Source organism: Pantoea sp. AG1095 (genome assembly GCF_003208415.1).
GTDB lineage: Bacteria > Pseudomonadota > Gammaproteobacteria > Enterobacterales > Enterobacteriaceae > Pantoea > Pantoea leporis.
Genome location: NZ_QKMJ01000001.1, coordinates 1038306 through 1060764, shown reverse-complemented (window position 1 = coordinate 1060764; position 22459 = coordinate 1038306). Strand labels below are relative to the sequence as shown.

Annotated in this window: 19 protein-coding genes; 9 read left to right on the top strand and 10 right to left on the bottom strand. The window is 56.7% G+C overall.

The features are described from left to right. Positions 1-81: 81 nt before the first annotated feature. Both DEU53_RS05025 and DEU53_RS05020 read right to left on the bottom strand, forming a co-directional pair. Complete coding sequence (locus DEU53_RS05025; protein WP_110866239.1) at positions 82-2016, bottom strand: exoribonuclease II; 1935 nt, start codon at positions 2014-2016, stop codon at positions 82-84. A gap of 124 nt (positions 2017-2140) precedes the next feature. Then, positions 2141-4447 carry an FdhF/YdeP family oxidoreductase gene (locus DEU53_RS05020; RefSeq protein WP_110866238.1) on the bottom strand — a complete coding sequence of 769 codons (2307 nt, stop codon included), beginning with the start codon at positions 4445-4447 and terminating at the stop codon, positions 2141-2143. A gap of 244 nt (positions 4448-4691) precedes the next feature. Here DEU53_RS05020 and DEU53_RS05015 point away from each other — a divergent pair, with 244 nt between their 5' ends. Further along, complete coding sequence (locus DEU53_RS05015) at positions 4692-6281, top strand: PTS transporter subunit EIIC (RefSeq protein ID WP_101764284.1); 1590 nt, start codon at positions 4692-4694, stop codon at positions 6279-6281. An 80-nt stretch (positions 6282-6361) separates the two neighbouring features. Next, positions 6362-7258, top strand: a complete 897-nt coding sequence (locus DEU53_RS05010; protein WP_110866237.1) for a LysR family transcriptional regulator — start codon at positions 6362-6364, stop codon at positions 7256-7258. On the opposite strand, the gene DEU53_RS05005 is transcribed toward DEU53_RS05010, so the two are convergent. From DEU53_RS05005 to pspF, 8 genes are all read right to left on the bottom strand, one after another. Further along, a complete protein-coding gene (locus DEU53_RS05005; protein ID WP_110866236.1) occupies positions 7255-8376 on the bottom strand; it encodes an oxidoreductase in 1122 nt (373 codons plus the stop codon). The genes DEU53_RS05010 and DEU53_RS05005 overlap by 4 nt on opposite strands. A 198-nt stretch (positions 8377-8574) precedes the next feature. Continuing rightward, positions 8575-9363 carry an enoyl-ACP reductase FabI gene (fabI, locus tag DEU53_RS05000; RefSeq protein ID WP_007892455.1) on the bottom strand — a complete coding sequence of 263 codons (789 nt, stop codon included), beginning with the start codon at positions 9361-9363 and terminating at the stop codon, positions 8575-8577. Positions 9364-9491: 128 nt separating this feature from the next. Next, positions 9492-10295, bottom strand: a complete 804-nt coding sequence (sapF, locus tag DEU53_RS04995; RefSeq protein WP_110866235.1) for a putrescine export ABC transporter ATP-binding protein SapF — start codon at positions 10293-10295, stop codon at positions 9492-9494. Positions 10296-10297: 2 nt separating this feature from the next. Continuing rightward, positions 10298-11293, bottom strand: a complete 996-nt coding sequence (gene sapD, locus DEU53_RS04990; RefSeq protein WP_101764288.1) for a putrescine export ABC transporter ATP-binding protein SapD — start codon at positions 11291-11293, stop codon at positions 10298-10300. Continuing rightward, a complete protein-coding gene (gene sapC / locus DEU53_RS04985; protein WP_101764289.1) occupies positions 11293-12183 on the bottom strand; it encodes a putrescine export ABC transporter permease SapC in 891 nt (296 codons plus the stop codon). Before sapC ends, sapD begins: the two co-directional genes overlap by 1 nt. After that, positions 12170-13135 carry a putrescine export ABC transporter permease SapB gene (gene sapB / locus DEU53_RS04980; protein ID WP_101764290.1) on the bottom strand — a complete coding sequence of 322 codons (966 nt, stop codon included), beginning with the start codon at positions 13133-13135 and terminating at the stop codon, positions 12170-12172. The genes sapC and sapB overlap by 14 nt, the downstream gene beginning before the upstream one ends. Before the next feature lie 2 nt (positions 13136-13137). Then, positions 13138-14760 (bottom strand): ABC transporter substrate-binding protein SapA, encoded by a 1623-nt coding sequence (gene sapA / locus DEU53_RS04975; protein ID WP_110866234.1) that lies wholly within the window; start codon positions 14758-14760, stop codon positions 13138-13140. A 464-nt stretch (positions 14761-15224) separates the two neighbouring features. Continuing rightward, entirely contained in the window at positions 15225-16223 is a 999-nt protein-coding gene (gene pspF / locus DEU53_RS04970) for a phage shock protein operon transcriptional activator (protein ID WP_110866233.1), read from the bottom strand. 164 nt (positions 16224-16387) lie between these two features. Between pspF and pspA the strand changes: the two genes are divergently transcribed. The 7 genes from pspA to tyrR all read left to right on the top strand — a co-directional run bounded on the left by pspA (position 16388) and on the right by tyrR (position 22208). Then, positions 16388-17053 (top strand): phage shock protein PspA, encoded by a 666-nt coding sequence (gene pspA, locus DEU53_RS04965; protein WP_008106471.1) that lies wholly within the window; start codon positions 16388-16390, stop codon positions 17051-17053. 60 nt (positions 17054-17113) lie between these two features. Further along, a complete protein-coding gene (gene pspB, locus DEU53_RS04960) occupies positions 17114-17341 on the top strand; it encodes an envelope stress response membrane protein PspB (RefSeq protein WP_007888081.1) in 228 nt (75 codons plus the stop codon). Continuing rightward, positions 17338-17685, top strand: coding sequence for an envelope stress response membrane protein PspC (gene pspC / locus DEU53_RS04955; RefSeq protein ID WP_110866232.1), 348 nt, complete (start codon positions 17338-17340; stop codon positions 17683-17685). Before pspB ends, pspC begins: the two co-directional genes overlap by 4 nt. A 47-nt stretch (positions 17686-17732) precedes the next feature. Next, on the top strand, positions 17733-17981 hold the full coding sequence (pspD, locus tag DEU53_RS04950) for a phage shock protein PspD (protein WP_007888070.1): 249 nt from the start codon (positions 17733-17735) through the stop codon (positions 17979-17981). Then, positions 17962-19359 carry a YcjX family protein gene (locus DEU53_RS04945; protein ID WP_110866231.1) on the top strand — a complete coding sequence of 466 codons (1398 nt, stop codon included), beginning with the start codon at positions 17962-17964 and terminating at the stop codon, positions 19357-19359. The genes pspD and DEU53_RS04945 overlap by 20 nt, the downstream gene beginning before the upstream one ends. Further along, positions 19356-20429 (top strand): YcjF family protein, encoded by a 1074-nt coding sequence (locus DEU53_RS04940; RefSeq protein ID WP_110866230.1) that lies wholly within the window; start codon positions 19356-19358, stop codon positions 20427-20429. The genes DEU53_RS04945 and DEU53_RS04940 overlap by 4 nt, the downstream gene beginning before the upstream one ends. A gap of 213 nt (positions 20430-20642) precedes the next feature. Next, positions 20643-22208: a transcriptional regulator TyrR gene (tyrR, locus tag DEU53_RS04935; RefSeq protein WP_110866229.1), complete on the top strand. Its 1566-nt coding sequence runs from the start codon at positions 20643-20645 to the stop codon at positions 22206-22208. The last annotated feature ends 251 nt before the right edge of the window (positions 22209-22459 follow it).

The window sequence follows — 22459 nt, the reverse complement described above, 5'->3', positions numbered from 1 at the left end:
AGCGGAATGCAAATTTAACATTTGCTAAAGCGGGCGGAGAGAAATGCGGGATAACGGCTGTTATCCCGCGAGTTTTCATGCTCAGGCGGCCGGACGCGCGACCACGCTGCGGGTTTCCATACGCACTTCGGCGATGGTCACGTCAATGATGTCAGTGACACGGTAAGCGACTTCACCTTTAATCTGCACGGTGCCGCTTTCCTGCGAGCACACCAGCTCATCACGCACCGCGTGGATGAACGGCGCAGGAATGAAGGCTACCGCGCCATTCTCCAGCAGACGAACGCGCATGCCGCCGCGAGACACGTCGATGATCTCGGCGCTGAACTTGCGATCGGTAGCGGCAAACGGTGCGAGGAAGCGGGCATACAACCAGTCCCCAACATCGCGCTCGGCCATGCGGTTCAGGCGACGACGTTCGCTCATGATGGTGGTCAGCTCATCCTGCGGACGGCCAGTGCTTTCACCGCGCACAATTGCCTTCAGCAAGCGATGGTTGATCATGTCGCCGAACTTACGAATCGGCGAAGTCCAGGTCGCGTAGGCTTCGAGGCCAAGACCAAAATGCGGGCCCGGCTCGGTGCCGACTTCTGCAAACGACTGGAAGCGACGAATGCGGCTATCCAGATACTGGGTTGGCTGCGCATCGAGTTGACGACGCAGCTGGCGGAAGCCTTCCAGCGTGGTAATCGCCTGCGGATCCACGGTGATGCCATGACCCGCCAGCACGCCAGCGGCCTGCTCAGCATTGGCCAGATCGAAACCGGTGTGCAGGTTATAGATACCGAAACCCAGTTTCTCCTGCAGCACTTTCGCGGCACAGACGTTAGCCAGAATCATTGACTCTTCCACGATGCGATTGGCGATGCGACGTGGCTCAGAGATGATATCCAGTACTTCGCCTTTCTCGCCCAACACAAAGCGGTAGTCCGGACGATCTTTAAACACCAGCGCGTGGGTTTGACGCCATTCGCTGCGCGCCAGGCAAACCTGATGCAGTAGGCGAATCTGCTGGGCAATGGCGTCGTTTTCAGGCTGCCAGCTGCCGCTGTTTTCCAGCCAATCGGAAACTTCGTCATAAACCAGCTTGGCTTTCGACTCGACCCACGCAGCAAAGAAATGCACGTCATCAGCCAGGCTGCCATCTTTCAGCACGGTAACGCGACAAGCCAGCGCGGGACGACGCTCGTTCGGACGCAGGGAACAGACGTCGTCAGAGAGTTCGCGCGGCAGCATCGGAATGTTGAAGCCCGGCAGATAGTTAGTGAACGCGCGTTTCGACGCCAGCTTATCCAGCTCGCTGCCTTCCGCCACGTAAGCGGTTGGATCGGCGATGGCGATGGTCAGGATCAGATTGCCGTCGGCAGCCTCTTCCACGTAAAGCGCATCATCCATATCCTGGGTGCTGGCGCTGTCGATGGTGACGAAGTTCAGTGCGGTCAAATCTTCACGCTGCAGATTTTCGTTGAGCATCTCACCAAAACCGACGTCCGGAGCCTGACGTTCGAGGTTATGGCGCGACAACGTTACCCACCACGGCGCGAGGTGATCGTCCGCAGTGACAATGAATTCGGTCAGTTCAGCATAGAAACCGCGATCGCCTTTCAGCGGGTGACGACGCATCTCTGCTACCGCCCAATCGCCATTCTGGAAATCGTGGGTCACGCCACGTTCGGCGCGGCACTGAATCGCCTCTTTCAGCAGCGGATGATCCGGCACAATTGACAGGCGATCGTCTTTCTTCTGCACGCGGCCGACAAAGCGGGTCAGGAACGGCTCAACCAGGGTTTCCGGCTCGGCACTCTCGCGGTCTTTATCGGTGTGGATCACGGCTGAAATACGGTCGCCGTGCATCACTTTCTTCATCTGCGGTGGCGGAATGAAGTAGCTTTTCTGGGCATCAACTTCGAGGAAGCCAAAGCCTTTTTCCGTACCTTTAACAACACCTTCGACGCGCGGAGTCTGCGCGTGAAGCTTCTCTTTAAGCTGCGCGAGCAGCGGATTATCCTGGAACATAATTTATCTAGTTTCGTGGCCTAAGAGCGGCTGACAGTTTTACGCGAATCGGGTCCGCGCGGCAAGGCCAAAACAGGCTAAAAAGCCGCTTTACGCGGCTTTTTACCTTCTGATAACGCTTTGGTCAGGCGATACGTTGTGACGGTGTGGCGGCGCTTAATGCCAGCTTCACCGGCACCGATTTTGAGGTCGGCGTACCGCTGCCGTCGCCAAAACTCGAGAGCGGCACCAGCGGGTTGGTTTCCGGATAATACGCCGCGAGGTTACCGCGCGGAATGTTATAGGGCACCAGCTTGAAACCGCTGACGCGACGGGTTAAACCGTCATTCCACAGCGTCTCGATATCCACCAACTGGCCTTCAGTGAAGCCCAACGACGTCATATCATCCGGATGGATAAACACCACTTCGCGCTGACCGTACACGCCACGATAACGATCATCGAGGCCGTAAATCGTGGTGTTGTACTGATCGTGTGAACGCAGGGTTTGCAGCGTGAACGGCACCGCGACATCGCCCAACTGCGGGAACAGCGACGTTGGCAGGGCGGCGGCGCTGAACTCAGCACGTTTGCTTGGCGTATTGAAGCGCAACTCGGCGGCAGCGCTACCCAGGTAGAAACCGCCCGGAATGTCGCACTTGTTATTGAAATCAGCAAAGCCGGGAATCGTGGCGGCGATGTGATCGCGAATCAGATCGTAATTGCCTGCCATCGCCAGCCAGTCGATTTTATCGCTGCCTAATGTCGCATGGGCGATGCCAGCCACAATCGCGGTTTCAGAACGCTGCGTCTCCGCCAATGGAATGCCGACGCCTTCTGAGGCGTGCACCATGCTGAACGAGTCTTCCACGGTAATGTACTGATTACCGCTTGCCTGACGATCGCGTTCGGTACGGCCCAGCGTTGGCAGAATCAGCCCTTCGCGGCCCGGCACCAAATGGCTGCGATTGAGTTTGGTGCTGATGTGCACGGTCAAACCGCAATGCTGCAACGCTTCTTCGGTGACCGGTGAATCCGGTGCGGCCGCCGCGAGGTTGCCGCCCAGCGCAATCAGCACTTTCACTTCGTCACGCAGCATCGCGTTCAGCGCTTCAACGGTGTTGTGACCATGCTCGCGCGGGGGGTCGAAATCAAAGTGCGCGCCGAGTGCATCGAGGAACGGCTTGCCCGGCTTCTCATCGATGCCCATGGTGCGGTTGCCCTGCACATTACTGTGGCCGCGCACCGGACACAGGCCTGCGCCTTTCTTGCCCAACTGACCAAACAGCAGCTGCAGGTTGGTGATCTCGCGAACGGTATCCACCGAGTGTTTATGCTGAGTAATGCCCATCGCCCAGGTGACAATCACGCGTTCAGCACTTTGATAGATCGCCGCCGCCTCACGAATCTGCACTTCGCTGAGACCGGATTGGCGCACGATATCGTCCCAGCGGGTGTTATCAACGGCGGCAAGATACGCATCAATGCCATGAGTGTTGGCATCGATAAACGCCTGATCGAAAATGCCTTCTTCACCGGCAGCTAAACGTGCACGCTGTAGCTCAAGCAGGGCTTTCACCATGCCGCGCACCGCCGCCATATCGCCGCCCAGATTAGGTTGGTAATAGGCGGAACTGATGGTGCCCGCCATCGACGTGACAATCTCCAGCGGCTTTTGCGGATCGGCAAAACGCTCGAGGCCGCGCTCGCGCAGCGTGTTAAAGGTGACGATTTTCGCGCCGTGATCGGCCGCGTGCCGCAGGCTGTGCAGCATGCGCGGATGGTTGGTGCCCGGATTCTGACCCAACACGAAAATCGCATCAGCGTGATCAAAATCTTCCAGACGAATGGTGCCTTTACCCACGCCGATGCTGCGTTTCAGGCCGGTGCCGCTGGCTTCGTGACACATGTTCGAGCAGTCGGGGAAGTTGTTGGTGCCCATCACACGGCCAAACAGCTGATAAAGCCAGGATGCTTCATTGCTGGCGCGGCCGGAGGTGTAAAGCTCCATTTGATTTGGATGATCCATCGCCTTCAAATGGCGAGCAATCAAGGCTAACGCATCGTCCCAGCTGATCGGTTCGTAGTGGTCGGTCGCGCTGTTGTAGCGCATCGGATGGGTTAAGCGTCCCTGATACTCAAGGAAGTAATCGCTCTGTTGATAAAGAGTGCTGACGCTGTGCTGGGCAAAAAATTCCGGCGCAACCACACGACGCGTGGCTTCCCACGTCACCGCTTTTGCTCCGTTTTCACAGAAGCTGAAGGTGCTTTTGTTGTCATCGCCCCATGCGCAACCTGGGCAGTCGAAACCGCGCGCTTTATTCATGCGCATCAGGTTTCGCATGTTCTTCAGGGCAGCTTTACTATCAAGGACGAAACGGGTGGTGGCTTCCAATGAACCCCAGCCGCCCGCAGCAGCGCGATAGGGTTGAATCTTACGTTTAAATTTCATAGTTGCAGGCTTATTTGTTTATGAGTTGTTATCAGAATATGTCTTCTGTTAGCGGGAAGTGTGCGACTCTCCTTAAAAGTTGTCTAATTGATTGGTTTAATGGTGCGATAGGCGGCGTTTATCGTGAAACGCACGCAAAGCGTGACCTAAGTCAAACTTCCCCGGCTGTTAAGGGGCGGCAGTTACGTGCTGCTGAGATAACTGACTAATAATTGCTCTTTCCATTCTGAAAAGGGCACGCAGCATGAAGAATCTGGCAAGCCAAATTCACGCCTTCGGTAAAGCCTTAATGATGCCCATCTCGGTGATTGCTGCCGCAGGGATCTTTCTTGGCCTGGCCGCCGCAATGCAAAATCCGGCCATCACCGGCGATGCCTTCGCCAGTCTGCAGGTGCCACAGCTGATTATCGGGTTTATCCGCAAGGTGGCGGGCGCGCTGTTCGCCAATTTGCCGCTGTTCTTTGCGGTGGCCAGCGCCATCGGGCTGGCGAAAGCGGAGAAACCGACCGCTGCCTTTGCCGCCGTAATTGGCTATATCGCCATGAATGTTGGTATCAGCTCCACGCTGGCGTCGAAAGGTTTGACAGCCGCTACCACCACGCCAGAAGCGCTGCAGAAAGCGGGTATGGATCAAACCGCAGCGATGATGACGTCGGCCGAATACATCGACATGCTCGGCATCTTTACTTACAACATGAGCGTGCTGGGCGGCGTGATTGCTGGATTGATTACCGTGCTGCTGCATAACCGTTTTTACACTCAGCAACTGCCGACGGCGATCAGCTTCTTTGGTGGACGCCGCTTTGTGCCGATCGTGACCGTGGTGGTGCTGCCGCTGGTGGGCGTGCTGCTGGCGTTGATTTGGCCGACCATCGGCGAAGGCATTGCGTGGGTGGGTTTGATGATTGGTAAAAGCGGGCAATACGGCGCCTTCCTGCTTGGCACCAGCGAACGCTTACTGATTCCCACCGGTTTGCACCATATCCTCAACGAAACCGTGCGCTTCACGCCAATTGGCGGCATGGCAACGGTTGATGGACAAAGCATCGTCGGCGCGCTGAACATCTTCAACACCTCGCTAACGCATCCCGGCGCCATCCCGGACGATACGGTGCGCGGCGCGACGCAGTTCCTCGCGCAGGGCAAAATTCCGGTAATGATGTTTGGCTTACCAGCCGCCGCGCTGGCGATCTACCACACTGCGCGCCCTGAGCATAAGCAGCGCGTTAAAGCGCTGGTGCTGGCCGGTGCACTGACTTCCTTTACCACCGGCATCACCGAGCCGCTGGAGTTCTGTTTCATCTTCGTGTCGCCGGTGCTCTATATCCTGCATGCGCTATTAACCGGCCTGTCATTTATGTTGATGTCGATGCTGCATTTGATGATTGGCAACGTGCAGGGCGGCGCCATCGATCTGGTGGTGTTCGGCATTCTCGGTGGCAGCAAAACGCATTGGTGGTGGACGATTGTGCTCGGCGTAATTTATGTGCCGATTTACTACTACGGCTTCCGTTTTGTCATCACGCGGATGCGGGTTGAAACGCCGGGACGGGAATCCGATGAGGAGCACAAACCCGAACAGGTGGCGGCGGATGAGCGCACCAAAGTGATCATCAGCGGGCTGGGCGGCGAAGCCAATATAGAGGACGTCGATTGCTGCTTCACCCGGCTGCGCGTGCGGGTCAAACAGATGAATGAGGTGGTCGATCAAACCTTACTGACCACCGGCGCGAACGGCATCAATCGCGTCAGCGAACACGATATCCAGGTGATTTATGGCCCGCAGGTCGAGAAGATCGCCAACGACGTAAAAAGTGCCTTGGGTGTGGCGTAACACAATAGCCGCTGCGCGTGGGCGCAGCGCAGCAGCAACCGCCATGATACACTGCTGTTTTCCAGCCAATTCTGCTTTCCATGGACATCAAACAATTAATCTATCTGACAAATCTTGAACGCGAACGCCACTTTGGCCGCGCGGCAGAGGTCAGCTTTGTCAGCCAGCCGACGCTATCGATGCGTCTGAAAAACCTCGAACGCGAATTAGGGCTTTCGCTGATCAACCGCAGTAATAATTTCGATGGCTTTACGCCGGAAGGCGAGCGCGTGCTGACCTGGGCGCGGGAAATTGTTTCGGTGTATCAGGGATTGAAGCTGGAAGTGGAGTCGCTCAAGCATGGCGTCAACGGCACCTTGCGGCTTGGCGTTATGCCGCAGTGCAGCGTGGCGCTGCCAGCGTTGTTGAAAGCGGTTGAAGCGCGTTATCCACAGCTGGATTATCGCGTGGCCGCGATGAGCGCCGATCAGCTGCTGGAAGCGCTTAACAGCCACACCGTGGATGGCGGTATCGGCTTTTTTGAACTGACGTCACTGCGCGAGCTGCATTTTCAAACTGCGCTGTTGAAAGATCCGGGCGTCGAGGCGCTGTTCAATCCGGCGCACTTTCCGGCGCTGCTGGAACAAGAGAACATCTCGCTCGCCACGCTTGCCTGCCAGCCGCTGTGTCTGGCAGAACCCACGCGCTATTTTCGACGCTATCTTGATGGGCAGCTGCGGGAAACCGGCTTGATCCCACGTGTGATTGTTGAGAGCGCGTCGATCATGCAACTGCTGCAAAGTGCGCAGGTTGGTTTAGGCGTGATGGTGTCGCCATGCGGACATCTGTTGCCGGAGCTGATGCAGAATCTGGCGCGGCGGCCGATTGAGATGGCGCCGATGGGCCGGCAGGCGGCATTAGTGATTGCCGAGCCGGGCAGAGCATCGCCGCTGGCTCAGCATTTCTTTGATGAAGCGCGGCGACATCTGCCCGATTAACGGGTTTCGCCGAGCGCCATCAGCAGGCGATCCTGCCAGCTGGCGAAAGCCACCGCTTGCAACAGCGTGAAGATGCGTTCGCTGCCCCAGCCCGCGTTCAGCAGCGGCTGCAAATGTGCAGCGCTGAAGCGGTCGGGCAGGCGAGTGAGCTGGGCGCTGAGTGAAATCACCGGCGATGCTGCGCCAGCGCTTTCGACATCCTGCAGCAGTGCGTCACGCCATTCATCGGTAACAAAATCAAACTGACGTCGACAACCCAGCACGCGTGCGCTAACCGCCTGCGCCAGCGCTTCATCACCGGCAAAATGTTCACTCAGCCGCTGTTTTAGCGTGGCGAAGCCATACAGCACTTGCGCATCGTGCACCAGCAGCCAAATGGCATCATCCAATCCCTCGATACCCTGACAGAAAGTAACCGCCGCCAGTTGATCGGCGCTGGCATAGCGCAGTTCAACCGGTTTCAACGCGTGCTGCCAGCCGTCGTTGCCGGTAAACAGCGCTGCGCTGGCGTCCGGCGGCGGTGTTACGCCCGGAATCCAGCGCACCGGCAAGCCCATCATCGCCTGCAGCGATGCCACCACGCGTGACTGATAGCTGACATATCCCACCAGTTGATTCAGCGTGACGATATCGGGCTCGGTTAAGCCCACCGCGTCCAGCGCGCTGATGCTGCTGGCGGTGATCAGTTCCGGCTGCATCGCCAGTTGACGCGCATATTGGGTGATTTGCGTCAGGCGATTATTACTTTCACGTGACGAGTCCGGACCCGGCAACGGATTGAGCCGGGCGGAGTAGTGATTGCACAAGCGCTGCACACCTGCGACCTGCGCCACCGTTAGCGCGGTGCTGAGGCGATCGTACAGCGTTAAGGTGTGGGTCAAACTGGTGGCAAGCGTATCGGGAAACATAATCTGGCTGAGATCGCGCGCGGCCAATAACGCAGGCTGAAAACGCGACAACAGCGGCTGTAACGCGGTCGCTTCCTGTTGCAAACCGAGTAGGAAACGATCGTCGATATAGGCGGCTTCGGGCACCAGCGGCGCAGTGGCGGTGCTATTCGGGCGAGTCTGGCTTTCATAAAACCAGTGGTCATGGCCGGGAGAACGGCGTTGTTCCATGGTCATTCCTTGCGCTAAAAACGGACTTGCTGCACAGCGTGCGAATCTGAAAAGCAGGCATGCAACAAAGGGCTAGCTTATCGTCGCTGAACGGCTGTCCACGGCAAAAGAATGTTGGGGAATAATTAATAGCTTACGAGTATAAGGAAGGCGTTATTTGAAGAGGAGGTCGCCATGAAAGGCGACCTTGGGTAAATCTTATTTCAGTTCCAGCTCGTTCATTGCGGCAATGCTGAAGCCGCCATCAACGTGTACCACTTCACCGGTGATACCACCCGCCAGATCAGAGCACAGGAATGCAGCTGAGTTACCCACGTCTTCGATGGTAACGGTACGACGAATCGGGGTAACCGCTTCGCAGTGCGCCAGCATTTTACGGAAATCTTTGATGCCTGATGCAGCCAGCGTACGGATTGGACCGGCAGAAACGGCGTTAACACGCGTGCCTTCTGGACCCATCGCGTTCGCCATGTAGCGTACGTTAGCTTCCAGAGACGCTTTCGCCAGACCCATCACGTTGTAGTTCGGGATGGCGCGCTCTGCACCCAGGTAAGACAAGGTCAGCAGGGCGGAATTCGGGTTCAGCATCGCACGGCACTCTTTCGCCATCGCAACAAAGCTGTACGCGCTAATGTCGTGAGCGATCTTGAAGCCTTCACGGGTCACGGCATTCACGTAATCGCCATCCAGCTGATCGCCAGGTGCGAAACCGATGGAGTGAACGAAACCGTCAAATTTCGGCCAGGTTTTTGCCAGTTCGGTGAACAGCGCAGTGATGCTCTCGTCTTCAGCCACATCGCATGGCAGAACAATGTCTGAACCCAGATCTTTAGCAAACTCTTCCACACGACTTTTCAATTTGTCGTTCTGGTAGGTGAAAGCCAGTTCTGCGCCCTGTTTGTGCATCGCCTGCGCAATACCGTAGGCGATTGAGAGTTTACTGGCAACGCCAGTAATCAGAATGCGCTTACCGGAAAGAAAACCCATAGCTGTAATCCTTTTGGTCATTGTTGTTGGCGGTCGCGGTGGTTGAAAAACAGGCGACCGACGTTAATCTCGTGCGAAGTCTAGCACGTCTCTATAAATGCGGTAAATCGCACCGCGTTTTCGGCGCCTTAACGCTCGCGGCGCCAGGCTTCGGCGGTTAAGGCTTCACCAAAGTGGCTGGTGATCAGGCGCTTGGTGAGATCGTGCAGCGGCGAGGCCAATACATCGGCGGTGCCGCCGCGCTCGACCACTTCGCCCTGATGCATCACCAGCACCTGATCGCTGATGTGCTTCATCATGCCGAGATGCTGCGTGACATAAATATAGGCGATGCCGTGCTTCTCCTGCAGTTCCAGCATCAGGTTTACCAGCTGTGAACGCATGGTCATATCCAGCGAGGCGAGGGCTTCATCGGCGACGATCACTTTTGGCTGCAGAATCAGCGCTCGCGCCAGCGCCAGGCGCTGCTTCTGGCCCGGCGCCAGCATGTGCGGATAGTATCCGGCGTGGTCGCGCAGCAAACCGACCTGACGCAGCGTGGCGATAATGCGTTTTTCACGCGCGTCATCATCCAGCTCGGTATTCAGGCGCAGCGGGAAATCGAGTATCTGGCTGATGCGCTGGCGCGGATTCAGCGAGGTTGAAGGATCCTGAAAAATCATGCGAATGCGCTGGCTGCGATAACCATAATCACCGTACTCCAGCGGATGATCGTCAATCAGCATTTCGCCCTCGCTCGGCTCGACCATGCCGCTGAGCATTTTTGCCAGCGTCGATTTTCCCGAACCGTTTTCACCAATCACCGCCAGCGTCTGTTTTTCACGCAGGGTAAAACTGACGCCTTTCACCGCCTCAACGTGCTGACGACGGAACAAACCGGTGCGATAGCGGTAGGTTTTACTCAGGTTGCGCACTTCCAGCAGCGTTTCCATGTTTACTGGCTCTCCATATTCAGCGGGAAGTGACAAGCAAACAGATGCGCTTTATTGCCGGTCAGGCGCGGTGTTTCGATGCACTTACGCTGCGCATACGGGCAGCGCGGCCCCAGACGACAGCCAATCGGCAGATGTTCCAGTGAAGGAATCGCGCCAGAAAGCGTGTTGAGGCGGCTTTTGTGCGGCAGCGCGCTACCGAAATCGGGCATCGCCCGGATCAGCGCCTGCGTGTAAGGATGATGCGGTGACTCCATTAACTCTTCGCTTTGCGCGATCTCCACCGTCTGGCCGCAATACATCACATTAATGCGGTCAGCCCAGTGGCTCATGGTGCGCAGATCGTGGCTGATCAGCAAAATGGTGGTGTTGTTATTCTGATTGAGGCGGCTCAGCAGGCGGAAAATTTGCGCCTGCGTGGTCGGCTCCATCGCATTGGTTGGTTCATCGGCGATCAGCAAACGCGGCTGATTGGCCAGCGCGATGGCGATCATCACCTTTTGGCATTCGCCGTCGGTGAGTTCATACGGGAAACTGCGCATGATGTCTTTATGATCTTTGATGCCGACGCGATGCAGCAGCTCAATGGCGCGCACTTTGCGCCAGAACCACAGCCGTTTATACCAACGGCCTTTGTGCGTCCAACGCGGAATCGCCTGCATCAGCTGGCGACCAATACTTTCTGACGGATCAAGACAGGATTGCGGCTCCTGAAAAATCATCGACACGTTATGGCCGACAATCCGACGGCGTTCGCGCGGTGACAGGCGCAGCAGATCAATATCATCAAACACCATGCGATCGGCGGTGACGCGCCAGTTATCTTTGGTGACGCCGCAAATTGCTTTGGCGATCAGACTTTTGCCTGAACCCGATTCACCCACCAAACCGCGGATTTCGCCTTCGCTTAGCGTCAGGTTGATGCGATCAACCGCTTTGACCGGACCGTCAGCGGTCATAAATTCGATGGTCAGGTTACGGATATCCAGTAGCGGCATTATTCAACTCCCGCTTCTACAGCGCGACGAATGCCGTCGCCCAGCAGGTTAACGATCAACACGCTGACCATCAGCGCCACGCCCGGCAGCATGACCGTCCACGGCGCAACGTAGATCAGCTCCAGCGCGTCACCCAGCATCGCACCCCATTCGGGTGAGGGCAGCTGCGCGCCAAGATCGAGGAAACCGAGTGCGGCGATGTCCAGAATCGCCATCGACAGCGAGCGGGTAAATTCGCTCACCAGCAGCGGCAGCACGTTAGGCAGCACCGCATTCCACAAGATATTCAGGTTGCGCGCGCCATCAAGACGCAGCGCCACCACATACTCTTTTTCCATCTCATCATGCACAGCAGTATAGATCTCGCGCACCAGACGTGGGATCAGCGCGAGAAACACCGCCAGCATCGCGTGTTCCAGGCGCGGGCCGAGAAATGCCACCACGATAATCGCCAGCAGCAGCGAGGGAATCGACAGTAAGGTATCCAGCACGTGATTCATCACCGCCGAGCGCATGCCGTGCGTGATACCGGCAAACACGCCAAGCACCAGCGCACAAATTGCCGCCAGCACCGTCACCAAAATCGCCGATCCCACGGTCGGCGCTACGCCGCTCAGCAGGCGGCTCAGCACATCACGGCCTAAATCGTCGGTGCCGAGGAAAAAGGAGACATCGCCGTAGCGCGACCACGATGGCGGCAGCAGCTGATAACCCAGGAATTGCTGATCGATGCCATACGGCGCCAGCAGGCCGCCAAACAGGCACAGGAACAGCAGCAGGCCAAAGCCGTATAAGCCGACCATGCCGCTGGTATCGCGATACAAGCGCTGCCAGCTGCGACGCAGCGTGCTGGGCAGCCGCTTCTCGTCGTAGACATTATCTAAGGGCATACCATTCCTTATGTTTCAGCGGGTTAAGCGCCGCACCCAGAATATCGGATAACACGCTGACCAGAATCACCAGACCGCCCACCACCATCACGCCAGCGGAAATCGCCGCGTAATCCTGCTGGCGAATGGCGTTAATCAGCCAGCGGCCGAGGCCCGGCCAGTTGAACACCACCTCGGTGATCATCGCCAACGTCAGCATGGTGGAAAATTGCAGCCCAAGGCGCGGAATCACCGGCGGCAGCGCATTGTGCAGCACGTGGCGGCGGATCACCGTGAAGCGCGACAGGCCGCGCGTGGCGGCGGCTTTGACGTAGTTTTTGTCCATCACATCGCTGGTGCTGCTGCGCAGTAAGCGGATCATCTCGGTAGCAGGCGCAACGGCGAGAACGACCACCGGCAGAATCATGTGCGTTAAGGCGCTGACCAGCATTTCATGACGCCACGGCGACGGGCTCAGCCAGGCATCAATCAGCGCAAAGCCGGTAACGTTTTGCACCGGATAGAGCAGGTCGAAACGTCCGGACACCGGCAACCAGCCAAGCGTTAACGAGAAGAACAGCGTAAACAGGAGCGCCAGCCAGAATACCGGCATCGAGAAGCCAAGCAGCGCCAGCGCGCTAATGGCTTTATCCTGCCATTTTTTGCGCATCACGCCGGCGCAAATTCCCAGCGGAATGCCCACCAGTAGCGCCAGAATAAATGCCATTACGCATAGCTCCAGCGTGGCGGGAAACACTTCGCGCAGCTGAAGATCAATCGGCTGGCCGTTGGTGCTGGAGACGCCAAAATCGAACTGCAGCAAGCCCTTGAACCAGAACCACCACGCATCAAACAGCGATGCGCCTTCGAGCGGGGCATTTGGTGTGAAGTAGCTCAGACTGAAGCTCACCAGCGACAGCAAAAACAGGGTGATGAGCAGCAGCACCACGCGACGCAGAATATAGATAATCATGCTTACTCCTCGCTGCTCTCATCGCGGTAAACGCCGGCGAACGAAGCGTTACCAAACGGGCTCAGCACCAGGCCTTTGATATCATGCCGATAGGCTTGCAAACGCAGCGACGACGCCAGCGGCAGCACCGGCAACTCCTGCGCCAAAATCTGCTGTGCCTTGTCGTAGCTATCAATGCGCGCCGATAGCTGCTGGGACAACAGTGCATGCTGCAAAGCCTCATCAAAGGCGGGCGAGCACCAGTGTGCGTAGTTGGTTTGCGAACGGATCGCCGCGCAGCTTAACAGCGGACGGAAGAAACTGTCGGGATCGTTACTGTCGGTTGCCCAGCCGGTGAGCGTGAGGTCATGGTTCATCTCCATCAACTGCGCTTCCTGGAAGCGGCCTTCCACCGGCGCGATAGTGACGCGCACGCCAACCTGAGCCAAATCCGCTTGCAACAATTCAGCGGTTTTTAGCGGGCTGGGATTCCACGACTGCGAGGAGGAGGGCACCACTAAACGTAAATGCAAATCTTCCAGCCCCAGCGCTTTCAACTCTTCACGCGCTTTAGCCGGATTGTATTCGGTGACGCGCGCATCGTTGTCATACGCCCAGGACGCACGCGGCAAAATGGAGGCGGCAGTTTCGGCGGTGCCGTAATAGATCGACTCCATCAGGCGTTCGTTATTGATCGCCAGCGCCAGCGCGTGACGCACTTCCGGGCGATCCAGTGGCGGTTTGCGCGTGTTGAACGCCAGATAGGCGATGTTCATGCCAGGACGCAGCGTCATGCGCAGGCGCGGATCGTCACGCAAAATGCTCAGCTGGCTGGCGGCGGGATAGGCCAGCACATCGCATTCGCCGGTCAGCAGTTTGGATAACCTTCCGGTGCCGCCGACGCCCAAATCAATCACCACCTGCTGCAGACGCGGCACGCCTTTCCAGTACTGCGGATTACGCGCCAGGCGGAGATATTGCCCGGTACGGTATTCGCTCAACTGGAACGGGCCGGTGCCGACCGGTTCGCGGTCCAGCTGTTCCTGCTGGCCTTTAGCGCTGAGTTTATTGGCGTACTCCTGCGACAAAATCGGCGCGTAATGCGTCGCGATATGCCACAAGAAAGAGGCGTCCGGGCTGTTCAGGCGGATTTCAACCGTATCGCTATCCAGCTTTTTCACGCTCTGCACTGAATCGGCAAACTGCAGGCTATCAAAATAGGGATAGCTGCCGCCGTTGACGTTGTGCCACGGATGCTTGCGATCAAACATGCGTGCAAAACTGAACACCACATCATCGGCGTTCATTTTCCGCGTCGGTTTAAACCAGTTGGTGTGCTGGAAGGCGACATCTTTACGCAGGTGAAAACGGTAGGTTGCGCCGTTATCACGCACTTCCCAGCTCTGGGCGAGGTCGGGAATCAGCCGATAAGTATAAGGATCCACGTCCAGCAGCCGGTCATACAGCTGCGCCGCCAGCGTATCAACGACTAAACCGCTGCTGACCATTTGTGGATTGAAGGTATTAACCGTGCCGTTAACGCAATAGACAAAACCGCTGTTGCGGATGTTGTCCGTTGGCGCGGCCCACGCTGACGCGCTCATCATGCTGAGACCCAGCAGCAGAGAGGGGAATAATTTTGGCATAGAACTCAACGATTCTGAGGCAATAGCGTGAGTGTATCTTAAACGCCACGTACTCCCCAAATTCGCGACGCTTCTGCTGTGTTTTTCGCCAAACTGGCGATGGGGTAATCACAATCTCTGTGTGGAGATGAGAAAAATTCTCAATTAGGGGTTTACAGATGATAATAAGAATGATTATTATTCTTCTGCGCTTCGACGGTGGCTCTACCGAAGAAGAGCACGACATTGCTCACATTGCTTCCAGTATTAGTTGCCCGCGTTAACCCGCGGGCCTTTTTTCGTCCTGTTTCGAGCGGCTGCCGCGTTGGCTGCGCTCGTCCACCCTGGTCACATACTTATGTATGCTCCCAGGGATGTCCTCGCTTGCCGCCTTGCATCCACTCGAAACAGTTAGAAAAAAACACCGTGCGATTTGCTTAAAAAAAATAAAATCAAATTAATACACGCCATTTATGGCGACCTGGTTAATTTTCGTCACGGGCCTGAATACCGTGCTTTTTCATCATGGCGCGTAATTGGTGATACGTCACACGCAATAACTCGGCGGCGCGGCGCTGGTTGTATTTGGCTTGCTGTAAACTCGCTTCAACCAGCTCGCGTTCCTGTTGATTTTGCCACTGACGCAAATCCAGCGGCAGGGAAGGCAAGGCAGATACGTCCGCCTGGGCAATGACGTCGGCGGGCGGCGTGCGGGGGGCGAACGGGTTAATGATAATGTTATCCAGCTCATCGTCGGCGCTGTGATGGCGATAAACCGAACGCTCGACTACGTTCTTCAGTTCACGCACGTTGCCGGGCCAGCTGTGATTGAGCAACGTCAGCTGAGCGCGATCGCTGAAGCCAGGGAACAGCGGCAAGCCCAGTTCGCGGCACATCTGAATGGCGAAATGGTTGGCCATCACCAGTATGTCGCTGCGGCGTTCACGCAGCGGCGGCAGCTGCACCACATCAAAGGCGAGGCGATCGAGCAGGTCGGCGCGGAATTTACCGGCGGCGGCAAGCGCCGGCAGATCTTCATTGGTGGCGCACACCAAACGCACATTCACCTGCAAAGATTGATTACCGCCAACGCGTTCCAGCTGTCCGTATTCAATCACGCGCAGCAATTTCTCCTGCACTAGCATCGGCGCGGTGGCGAGTTCATCAAGAAACAGCGTGCCGCCATCAGCGCGTTCGAAGCGTCCCAGATGGCGTTTTTGCGCCCCGGTAAACGCGCCAGCTTCATGACCGAAGAGTTCGGAATCGAGCAGGTTTTCATTTAGCGCAGCGCAGTTCAGCGAAACAAACGGACCTTCCCAGCGGTTTGACAGATAATGCAGGCGGCTGGCAATCAGCTCTTTGCCGGTTCCGCGCTCGCCAATCACCAGCACCGGTTTTTCCAGCGGCGCTAAGCGCGAAACCTGTTCCAATACTTCCAGAAAGTTATTCGATTCGCCTAACAGGTTGTCTGAACTGTTCGCCATGATTAAATTCGCCACTGATTAATCAATTTCACTACTTTAAGCGATGTCCAGGCGGATGTAAAATAAAAAAATCGCGTAAAATCAATAAATTAAAAGTTGGCACGCGAATTGTATTAGTGAAGGGCGCCTCGCGCACCTACACACAAAATTTGAGGAACATCATTATGGGTATTTTTTCTCGTTTCGCCGACATCGTGAACGCTAACATCAACTCTCTGCTGGAGCGCGCCGAAGATCCGCAGAAACTGGTACGCCTGATGATTCAGGAAATGGAAGATACGCTGGTAGAAGTCCGTTCAACCTCAGCCCGTGCGCTGGCCGAAAAGAAACAGCTGCTGCGCCGCAGCGAGCAGGCTGAAATTCAGCAGGCCGAATGGCAGGAAAAAGCGGAGCTGGCGATTAATAAAGGTAAAGAAGATCTGGCGCGTGCTGCTTTAATTGAGAAGCAAAAGCTGACCGATTTGATTGCTGCGCTGCAGCAGGAATCGACTCAGGTTGAAGAGACGCTGGACCGCATGAAAGGCGAGATCGGTGAGCTGGAGAAAAAACTCACTGAAACCCGTGCGCGTCAGCAGGCGTTAACGCTGCGCCATCAGGCAGCATCGTCATCACGTGATGTGCGTCGTCAGCTCGACAGCGGCAAGATTGATGATGCGATGGCACGTTTCGAATCCTTTGAACGTCGCATCGATCACATGGAAGCAGAAGCAGAAAGCCAGCGTTTTGGTAAACCAAAAGGTTTGGATCAGGAGTTCGCCGAGCTGAAAGCCGATGATGAAATCAGCCAGCAGCTGGCCGCGCTGAAAGCTAAAATGAACCGCCCTGAGTGATCGCCACGGGCCTGATTGCGGGCCCGAGTTAAAAATGGTGTTAGTGATTAAGGAGAGTCAATGAGCGCACTTTTTTTAGCCATACCTTTAACGATTTTCGTGCTGTTTGTCGCACCAATTTGGTTATGGCTGCATTACAGCAACAAACGCAACGGCGGCGCCGATCTATCGTCGAGTGACCTGCAGCGTTTGCAACAAATTACCCAGGATGCCCGCCGCATGCGTGAGCGTGTTGAAGCACTGGAAGCCATTTTGGATGCCGAACATCCAAACTGGAGGCAACCATGATGAATGGCCGTAAACTGTGGCGCATTCCGCAGCAGGGCAAAGTACGCGGCGTCTGCGCGGGTATCGCCGAGTACCTCGACATTCCGGTGCGCTTGCTGCGTGTGATTGTGGTGCTGTCGCTGCTCCTTGGACTGTTTATGTTCACCATCGTCGCCTATTTTATTCTGGGCTTTGTGCTGGACGAGAAACCCGTTGATGCGACATCTGAACGGGCACCCAGCGCACGTGAACTGCTCGACGAGCTGGAAACAACGCTGCAAAGCGATGAGCGAAAGGTGCGTGAAGTTGAACGCTACGTCACTTCAGAGACGTTTAGCGTGCGCAGCCGCTTCCGCCAGATCTAAATTCCCGGGCTTTCGGGCCCACTTCTTCTATTGTGATAAGAGGCTCTATGCAAACTCAACGTTTTACTGCTCTGCGCCGTCGCGCGACACCTGCGTTGATGTCGGCGGGGAAATTTATCATCATTAGTGCAGTAACTTACGGGCCCGGCGGTATCGCTGGCTGGGCGGTGAAATCGGTGGCGCGCCGTCCGCTGCGCCTGTTGCTGGCGGCCGCCCTGGAACCGTTGCTGAGCAAAGCGTTTAAACGCTTATCGGCACGATTCATCAGGGAGAACGATGAAAAGACTGCAAAATGAATTTGTGGCGTTGATGAACCGCGGTGTTGACCGCCATCTGCGCCTGGCTGTAACCGGTTTAAGCCGTAGCGGCAAAACCGCGTTTATCACTTCGCTGGTTAACCAGCTTCTCAATGTCCACAGCGGCGCACGTTTGCCGCTGTTTTCCGTGGTGCGCGAAGATCGCCTGCTGGGCGTCAAGCGCGTGCCGCAGCGTGAACTCGGCACGCCGCGTTTCACCTACGACGAAGGTCTGGCGCAACTGTACGGCACGCCGCCGATGTGGCCGACGCCGACGCGTGGCGTAAGCGAAATGCGCCTGGCGCTGCGCTATCGGCCGGATGAATCGCTGCTGCGCCATTTCAAAGATACCGCCACGCTCTACCTTGAAATTATCGATTACCCCGGCGAATGGCTGCTGGATCTGCCGATGCTGGCGCAGGATTATCTCAGCTGGTCACGCCAGATGGTGGGCTTGCTGCAGGGCGATCGCGCGGGCTGGTCAGCACAATGGCGCAGCTTGTGCGCCGATCTCGATCCTTTTGCGCCCGCCGATGAAAATCGTCTGGCAGCGATTGCCGCTGCCTGGACCGACTATCTGCACCAATGCAAAAGCGAAGGCTTGCACTTTATCCAGCCGGGCCGCTTTGTATTGCCGGGCGATATGGCCGGCGCGCCCGCGCTGCAGTTCTTCCCGTGGCCGCAGGTCGACGAGATGCAGGTTAGCAAGCTGGCGCAAGCGCCAGCAGGCAGCAACTTCGCCATGCTGCAGCAGCGTTTCAACTATTACTGCCAGCACGTGGTGAAAGGATTCTATAAAAATCATTTCCTGCGTTTCGATCGCCAAATCGTGCTGGTCGATTGTCTGCAACCGCTTAACAGCGGGCCGCAAGCGTTCAACGATATGCGTCTCGCCTTGACGCAACTGATGCAGAGTTTCCACTACGGTCAGCGCACGCTGTTCCGCCGTCTGTTCTCTCCGGTGATCGATAAGCTGCTGTTTGCCGCCACCAAAGCCGATCATGTGACTTCGGATCAGCACGCCAATATGGTGTCGCTGCTGCAGCAACTGGTGCAGGACGCGTGGCAGAACGCGGCGTTCGAAGGCATCAATATGGATTGCCTCGGTTTAGCCTCGGTGCAGGCCACAGAAAGTGGGCTGGTTGATCATCGTGGCGAGAAATTACCGGCGTTGCGCGGTCATCGTTTAGCCGATAATGAAGCGCTGACGTTTTATCCCGGCGAAGTGCCGCCACGCTTGCCTGGCCACAATTTCTGGCAGCAGCAGGGATTTCAGTTTGAACAGTTCCGGCCGCAGCAGCTGGATGTCGATCGCCCGCTGCCGCACATTCGCATGGATGCCGCGCTGGAGTTTTTATTGGGAGATAAATTGCGATGAGCGACGAAACACCTTTGAAAGGACGCATTGATTTTGCCCGTCCGCTGACGGTTGAAGCGGAAAAACCGCTGCGCGCCGCACAAACCTTTAGCGCGGACAGCGAGAAAGCCTTTCTCGCCACGGCGGAAGCCGAGCCGTTGGAAGAGGGCGAAGGCGAAAAAGTGGTGGAAGCCGCGCTGCGGCCGAAGCGCAGCCTGTGGCGTAAAATGGTGGGCGTTGGCCTGGCAATTTTCGGCGTCAGCGTGGTGGCGCAGGGCGCGCAAACGCTGCACGATGCGTGGCTGGTGCGCGACTGGTTTACCCTCGGCACCGGCGTGGCGGGCACATTGATTGTCGCCGCGGGGGCGGGTGCGCTGATTGGCGAATGGCGGCGTTTATATCGTCTGCGTCAGCGGGCCGAAGAGCGCGATATTGGCCGCGAATTGCTGCACAGTCACGGCGTCGGCAAAGGCCGTGCGTTCTGTGAAAAGCTGGCGCAACAGGCGCAGCTTGATCAGGCGCATCCTGCACTGCAGCGCTGGCATGCGGCGCTGCATGAAACCCACAACGATCGTGAAATCGTCACCTTATATGCCCAACTGGTGCAGCCGGTGCTGGATCGTCAGGCGCGCCGGGAAATAAGCCGTCACGCCGCCGAATCGACGTTAATGATCGCCGTCAGCCCGCTGGCTTTGGTAGACATGGCGTTTATCGCCTGGCGCAATCTGCGGCTGGTCAATCGCATCGCGGCGATCTATGGCATTGAGCTGGGTTACTTTAGCCGCATCCGCCTGTTCCGCTTAGTGCTGCTCAATATGGCGTTTGCCGGGGCTTCCGAACTGGTGCGCGAAGTCGGGATGGATTGGATGTCACAGGATCTTGCCGCACGCCTGTCAACCCGCGCTGCGCAAGGGATCGGTGCCGGTTTGCTCACCGCACGTCTCGGCATTAAAGCGATGGAGCTGTGTCGCCCGTTACCGTGGCTGGAAGATGATAAGCCGCGTCTGGGCGATTTCCGTCGCGAGTTAATCGGTCAGCTGAAAGAATCCCTGGTAAAAAGTGGGGATAAAGCAGGGCAGGCTGCTAAATAATCAGCACTTGCGTACCTTTCACGCTGCAACTGGCGTGAAAGGTAAAATTATCTGTGTTACCACGCATATTCGGCGGGATTTTTGTTGGTCGCTCCGTTACACTTCCCTTTATCACCTGCCTCTGGCTGTCAACTTTTCCTGACAGGCCTCTTCTGAGGCGCTGCAAGTTAGCGTATTATCACTAAAATCAAAACCTGACTAAGGCTCATCGCAATGCGTTTGGAAGTTTTCTGCCAGGACCGAATCGGTCTGGCGCGCGAGTTGCTCGACCTGCTGGTTGCCCGCAATATCGACCTGCGCGGCATCGAAATTGCGCCACTCGGTCGCATTTATCTCAATTTTACCGCACTGGAGTTTGAACCCTTCAGCAATCTGATGGCGGAAATCCGCCGTACACCTGGCGTGACAGATGTACGTACCGTTTCGTTTATGCCCTCCGAACGCGAGCATCGCGCATTGAGCGCGCTGCTGGTGGCGATGCCAGAACCGGTGTTATCCATCGATCTGAAATGCAAAGTCGAGCTGGCCAATCCGGCAGCGCAAAATCTGTTTACCCTTGATGAACAGAAGCTGCGCAATCAAAACGTTGGCACTTTAATCACCGGCTTCAATTTCCAGCGCTGGCTGGAGAATGATCGCGTTGACGCACAGGCGCAGCATGTGGTGATTCAGGGGCGCGATTTCCTGATGGAAGCGCGACCGATTTATCTGGCAGAAGAAGAGGGCCAGAGCGATCTGCCGGTCGGCGCGATGATCACCCTGAAATCGACGGCGCGTATGGGCCGACAGCTGCAGAATCTTACCGTTACCGATGAATCGGAGTTCGATCATATCGTGGCGGTTACGCCAAAAATGCGTCAGGTGATTGATCAGGCGCGCAAACTGGCGATGCACGATGCGCCGCTGTTGATCGTCGGTGATACCGGCACCGGCAAAGATATGCTGGCACGCGCCTGTCATTTGCTTAGCGCGCGCGGCAAAAAACCGTTCCTGGCGCTGAACTGTGCCTCATTGCCGGATGATGTGGCGGAGAGCGAGCTATTTGGTCACGCTGCCGGTGCATATCCCAATGCGCTGGAAGGCAAGAAAGGCTTCTTCGAGCAGGCTAACGGCGGTTCGGTATTGCTGGATGAGATTGGCGAAATGTCGCCACGCATGCAGACCAAACTATTGCGTTTCCTTAACGACGGCACGTTCCGCCGCGTGGGTGAAGAGCATGAAGTGCACGTTGATGTGCGCGTGATTTGCGCCACGCAGAAGAATCTGATTGAGCTGGTGCAGCGTGGTGAGTTCCGCGAAGATCTGTTTTATCGCTTGAATGTGCTGACGCTCAATCTGCCGCCGCTGCGTGAACGTCCGCTGGATATTCTGCCGCTCACCGAAATGTTTGTCGCGCGTTTCGCCGATGAACAAGGCTTGCCGCGTCCGCGCCTCTCATCGCAGCTGACGCCATTCCTGACGCGTTATAACTGGCCCGGTAACGTACGCCAGTTGAAGAATGCGCTGTACCGCGCGCTGACGCAGCTGGAAGGTTACGAGCTGGGACCACAAGATATTGTGTTGCCAGAGCAGGCGCTGGATGTGTCATTGGGCGAAGAGGCGATGGAAGGTTCGCTGGACGATATCACCAGCCGTTTCGAACGTTCGGTGCTGACGCGTCTCTATCTCTCTTATCCCAGCACGCGCAAACTGGCGAAACGCCTCGGCGTGTCGCATACCGCGATTGCCAATAAGCTGCGTGAATATGGGTTAGGGCAGAAGCGCAACGAGAGCGAGTAATAGAGCGCGTGCATCTCGCAACGCTGTTCTGCATGCGGTCGCCATTTATGGCGTAATCCTTGTCGGTTAAGCCAACGACGAGTGCGCTGGCCGGAGCTTCCGTGCGTGTTGTTGAAAAGGGCACATTTGCCAGAGGCGCTGGCGCGTCTGCTGCGGCAAAAGGGCCATTCGCAGCGCTGAGGCTTTTACGTTGGGCCAGGAGCCTCACGCATGGATGCGTGAGGCAGTTCGGGGCCGGCCAGGACGGCCGA

Excerpts from the sequence above, each read along its gene's own strand:
- pspD (WP_007888070.1), top strand. The coding sequence starts at position 17,733 with ATGCAAACTCAACGTTTTACTGCTCTGCGCCGTCGCGCGACACCTGCG.
- pspC (WP_110866232.1), top strand. The coding sequence starts at position 17,338 with ATGATGAATGGCCGTAAACTGTGGCGCATTCCGCAGCAGGGCAAAGTA.
- sapC (WP_101764289.1), bottom strand. The coding sequence starts at position 12,183 with ATGCCCTTAGATAATGTCTACGACGAGAAGCGGCTGCCCAGCACGCTG.
- DEU53_RS05010 (WP_110866237.1), top strand. The coding sequence starts at position 6,362 with ATGGACATCAAACAATTAATCTATCTGACAAATCTTGAACGCGAACGC.
- DEU53_RS04940 (WP_110866230.1), top strand. The coding sequence starts at position 19,356 with ATGAGCGACGAAACACCTTTGAAAGGACGCATTGATTTTGCCCGTCCG.
- sapF (WP_110866235.1), bottom strand. The coding sequence starts at position 10,295 with ATGGAAACGCTGCTGGAAGTGCGCAACCTGAGTAAAACCTACCGCTAT.
- DEU53_RS05025 (WP_110866239.1), bottom strand. The coding sequence starts at position 2,016 with ATGTTCCAGGATAATCCGCTGCTCGCGCAGCTTAAAGAGAAGCTTCAC.
- pspB (WP_007888081.1), top strand. The coding sequence starts at position 17,114 with ATGAGCGCACTTTTTTTAGCCATACCTTTAACGATTTTCGTGCTGTTT.
- sapB (WP_101764290.1), bottom strand. The coding sequence starts at position 13,135 with ATGATTATCTATATTCTGCGTCGCGTGGTGCTGCTGCTCATCACCCTG.
- fabI (WP_007892455.1), bottom strand. The coding sequence starts at position 9,363 with ATGGGTTTTCTTTCCGGTAAGCGCATTCTGATTACTGGCGTTGCCAGT.
- sapD (WP_101764288.1), bottom strand. The coding sequence starts at position 11,293 with ATGCCGCTACTGGATATCCGTAACCTGACCATCGAATTTATGACCGCT.
- DEU53_RS05020 (WP_110866238.1), bottom strand. The coding sequence starts at position 4,447 with ATGAAATTTAAACGTAAGATTCAACCCTATCGCGCTGCTGCGGGCGGC.
- DEU53_RS05005 (WP_110866236.1), bottom strand. The coding sequence starts at position 8,376 with ATGGAACAACGCCGTTCTCCCGGCCATGACCACTGGTTTTATGAAAGC.
- DEU53_RS04945 (WP_110866231.1), top strand. The coding sequence starts at position 17,962 with ATGAAAAGACTGCAAAATGAATTTGTGGCGTTGATGAACCGCGGTGTT.
- DEU53_RS05015 (WP_101764284.1), top strand. The coding sequence starts at position 4,692 with ATGAAGAATCTGGCAAGCCAAATTCACGCCTTCGGTAAAGCCTTAATG.
- pspA (WP_008106471.1), top strand. The coding sequence starts at position 16,388 with ATGGGTATTTTTTCTCGTTTCGCCGACATCGTGAACGCTAACATCAAC.
- pspF (WP_110866233.1), bottom strand. The coding sequence starts at position 16,223 with ATGGCGAACAGTTCAGACAACCTGTTAGGCGAATCGAATAACTTTCTG.
- tyrR (WP_110866229.1), top strand. The coding sequence starts at position 20,643 with ATGCGTTTGGAAGTTTTCTGCCAGGACCGAATCGGTCTGGCGCGCGAG.
- sapA (WP_110866234.1), bottom strand. The coding sequence starts at position 14,760 with ATGCCAAAATTATTCCCCTCTCTGCTGCTGGGTCTCAGCATGATGAGC.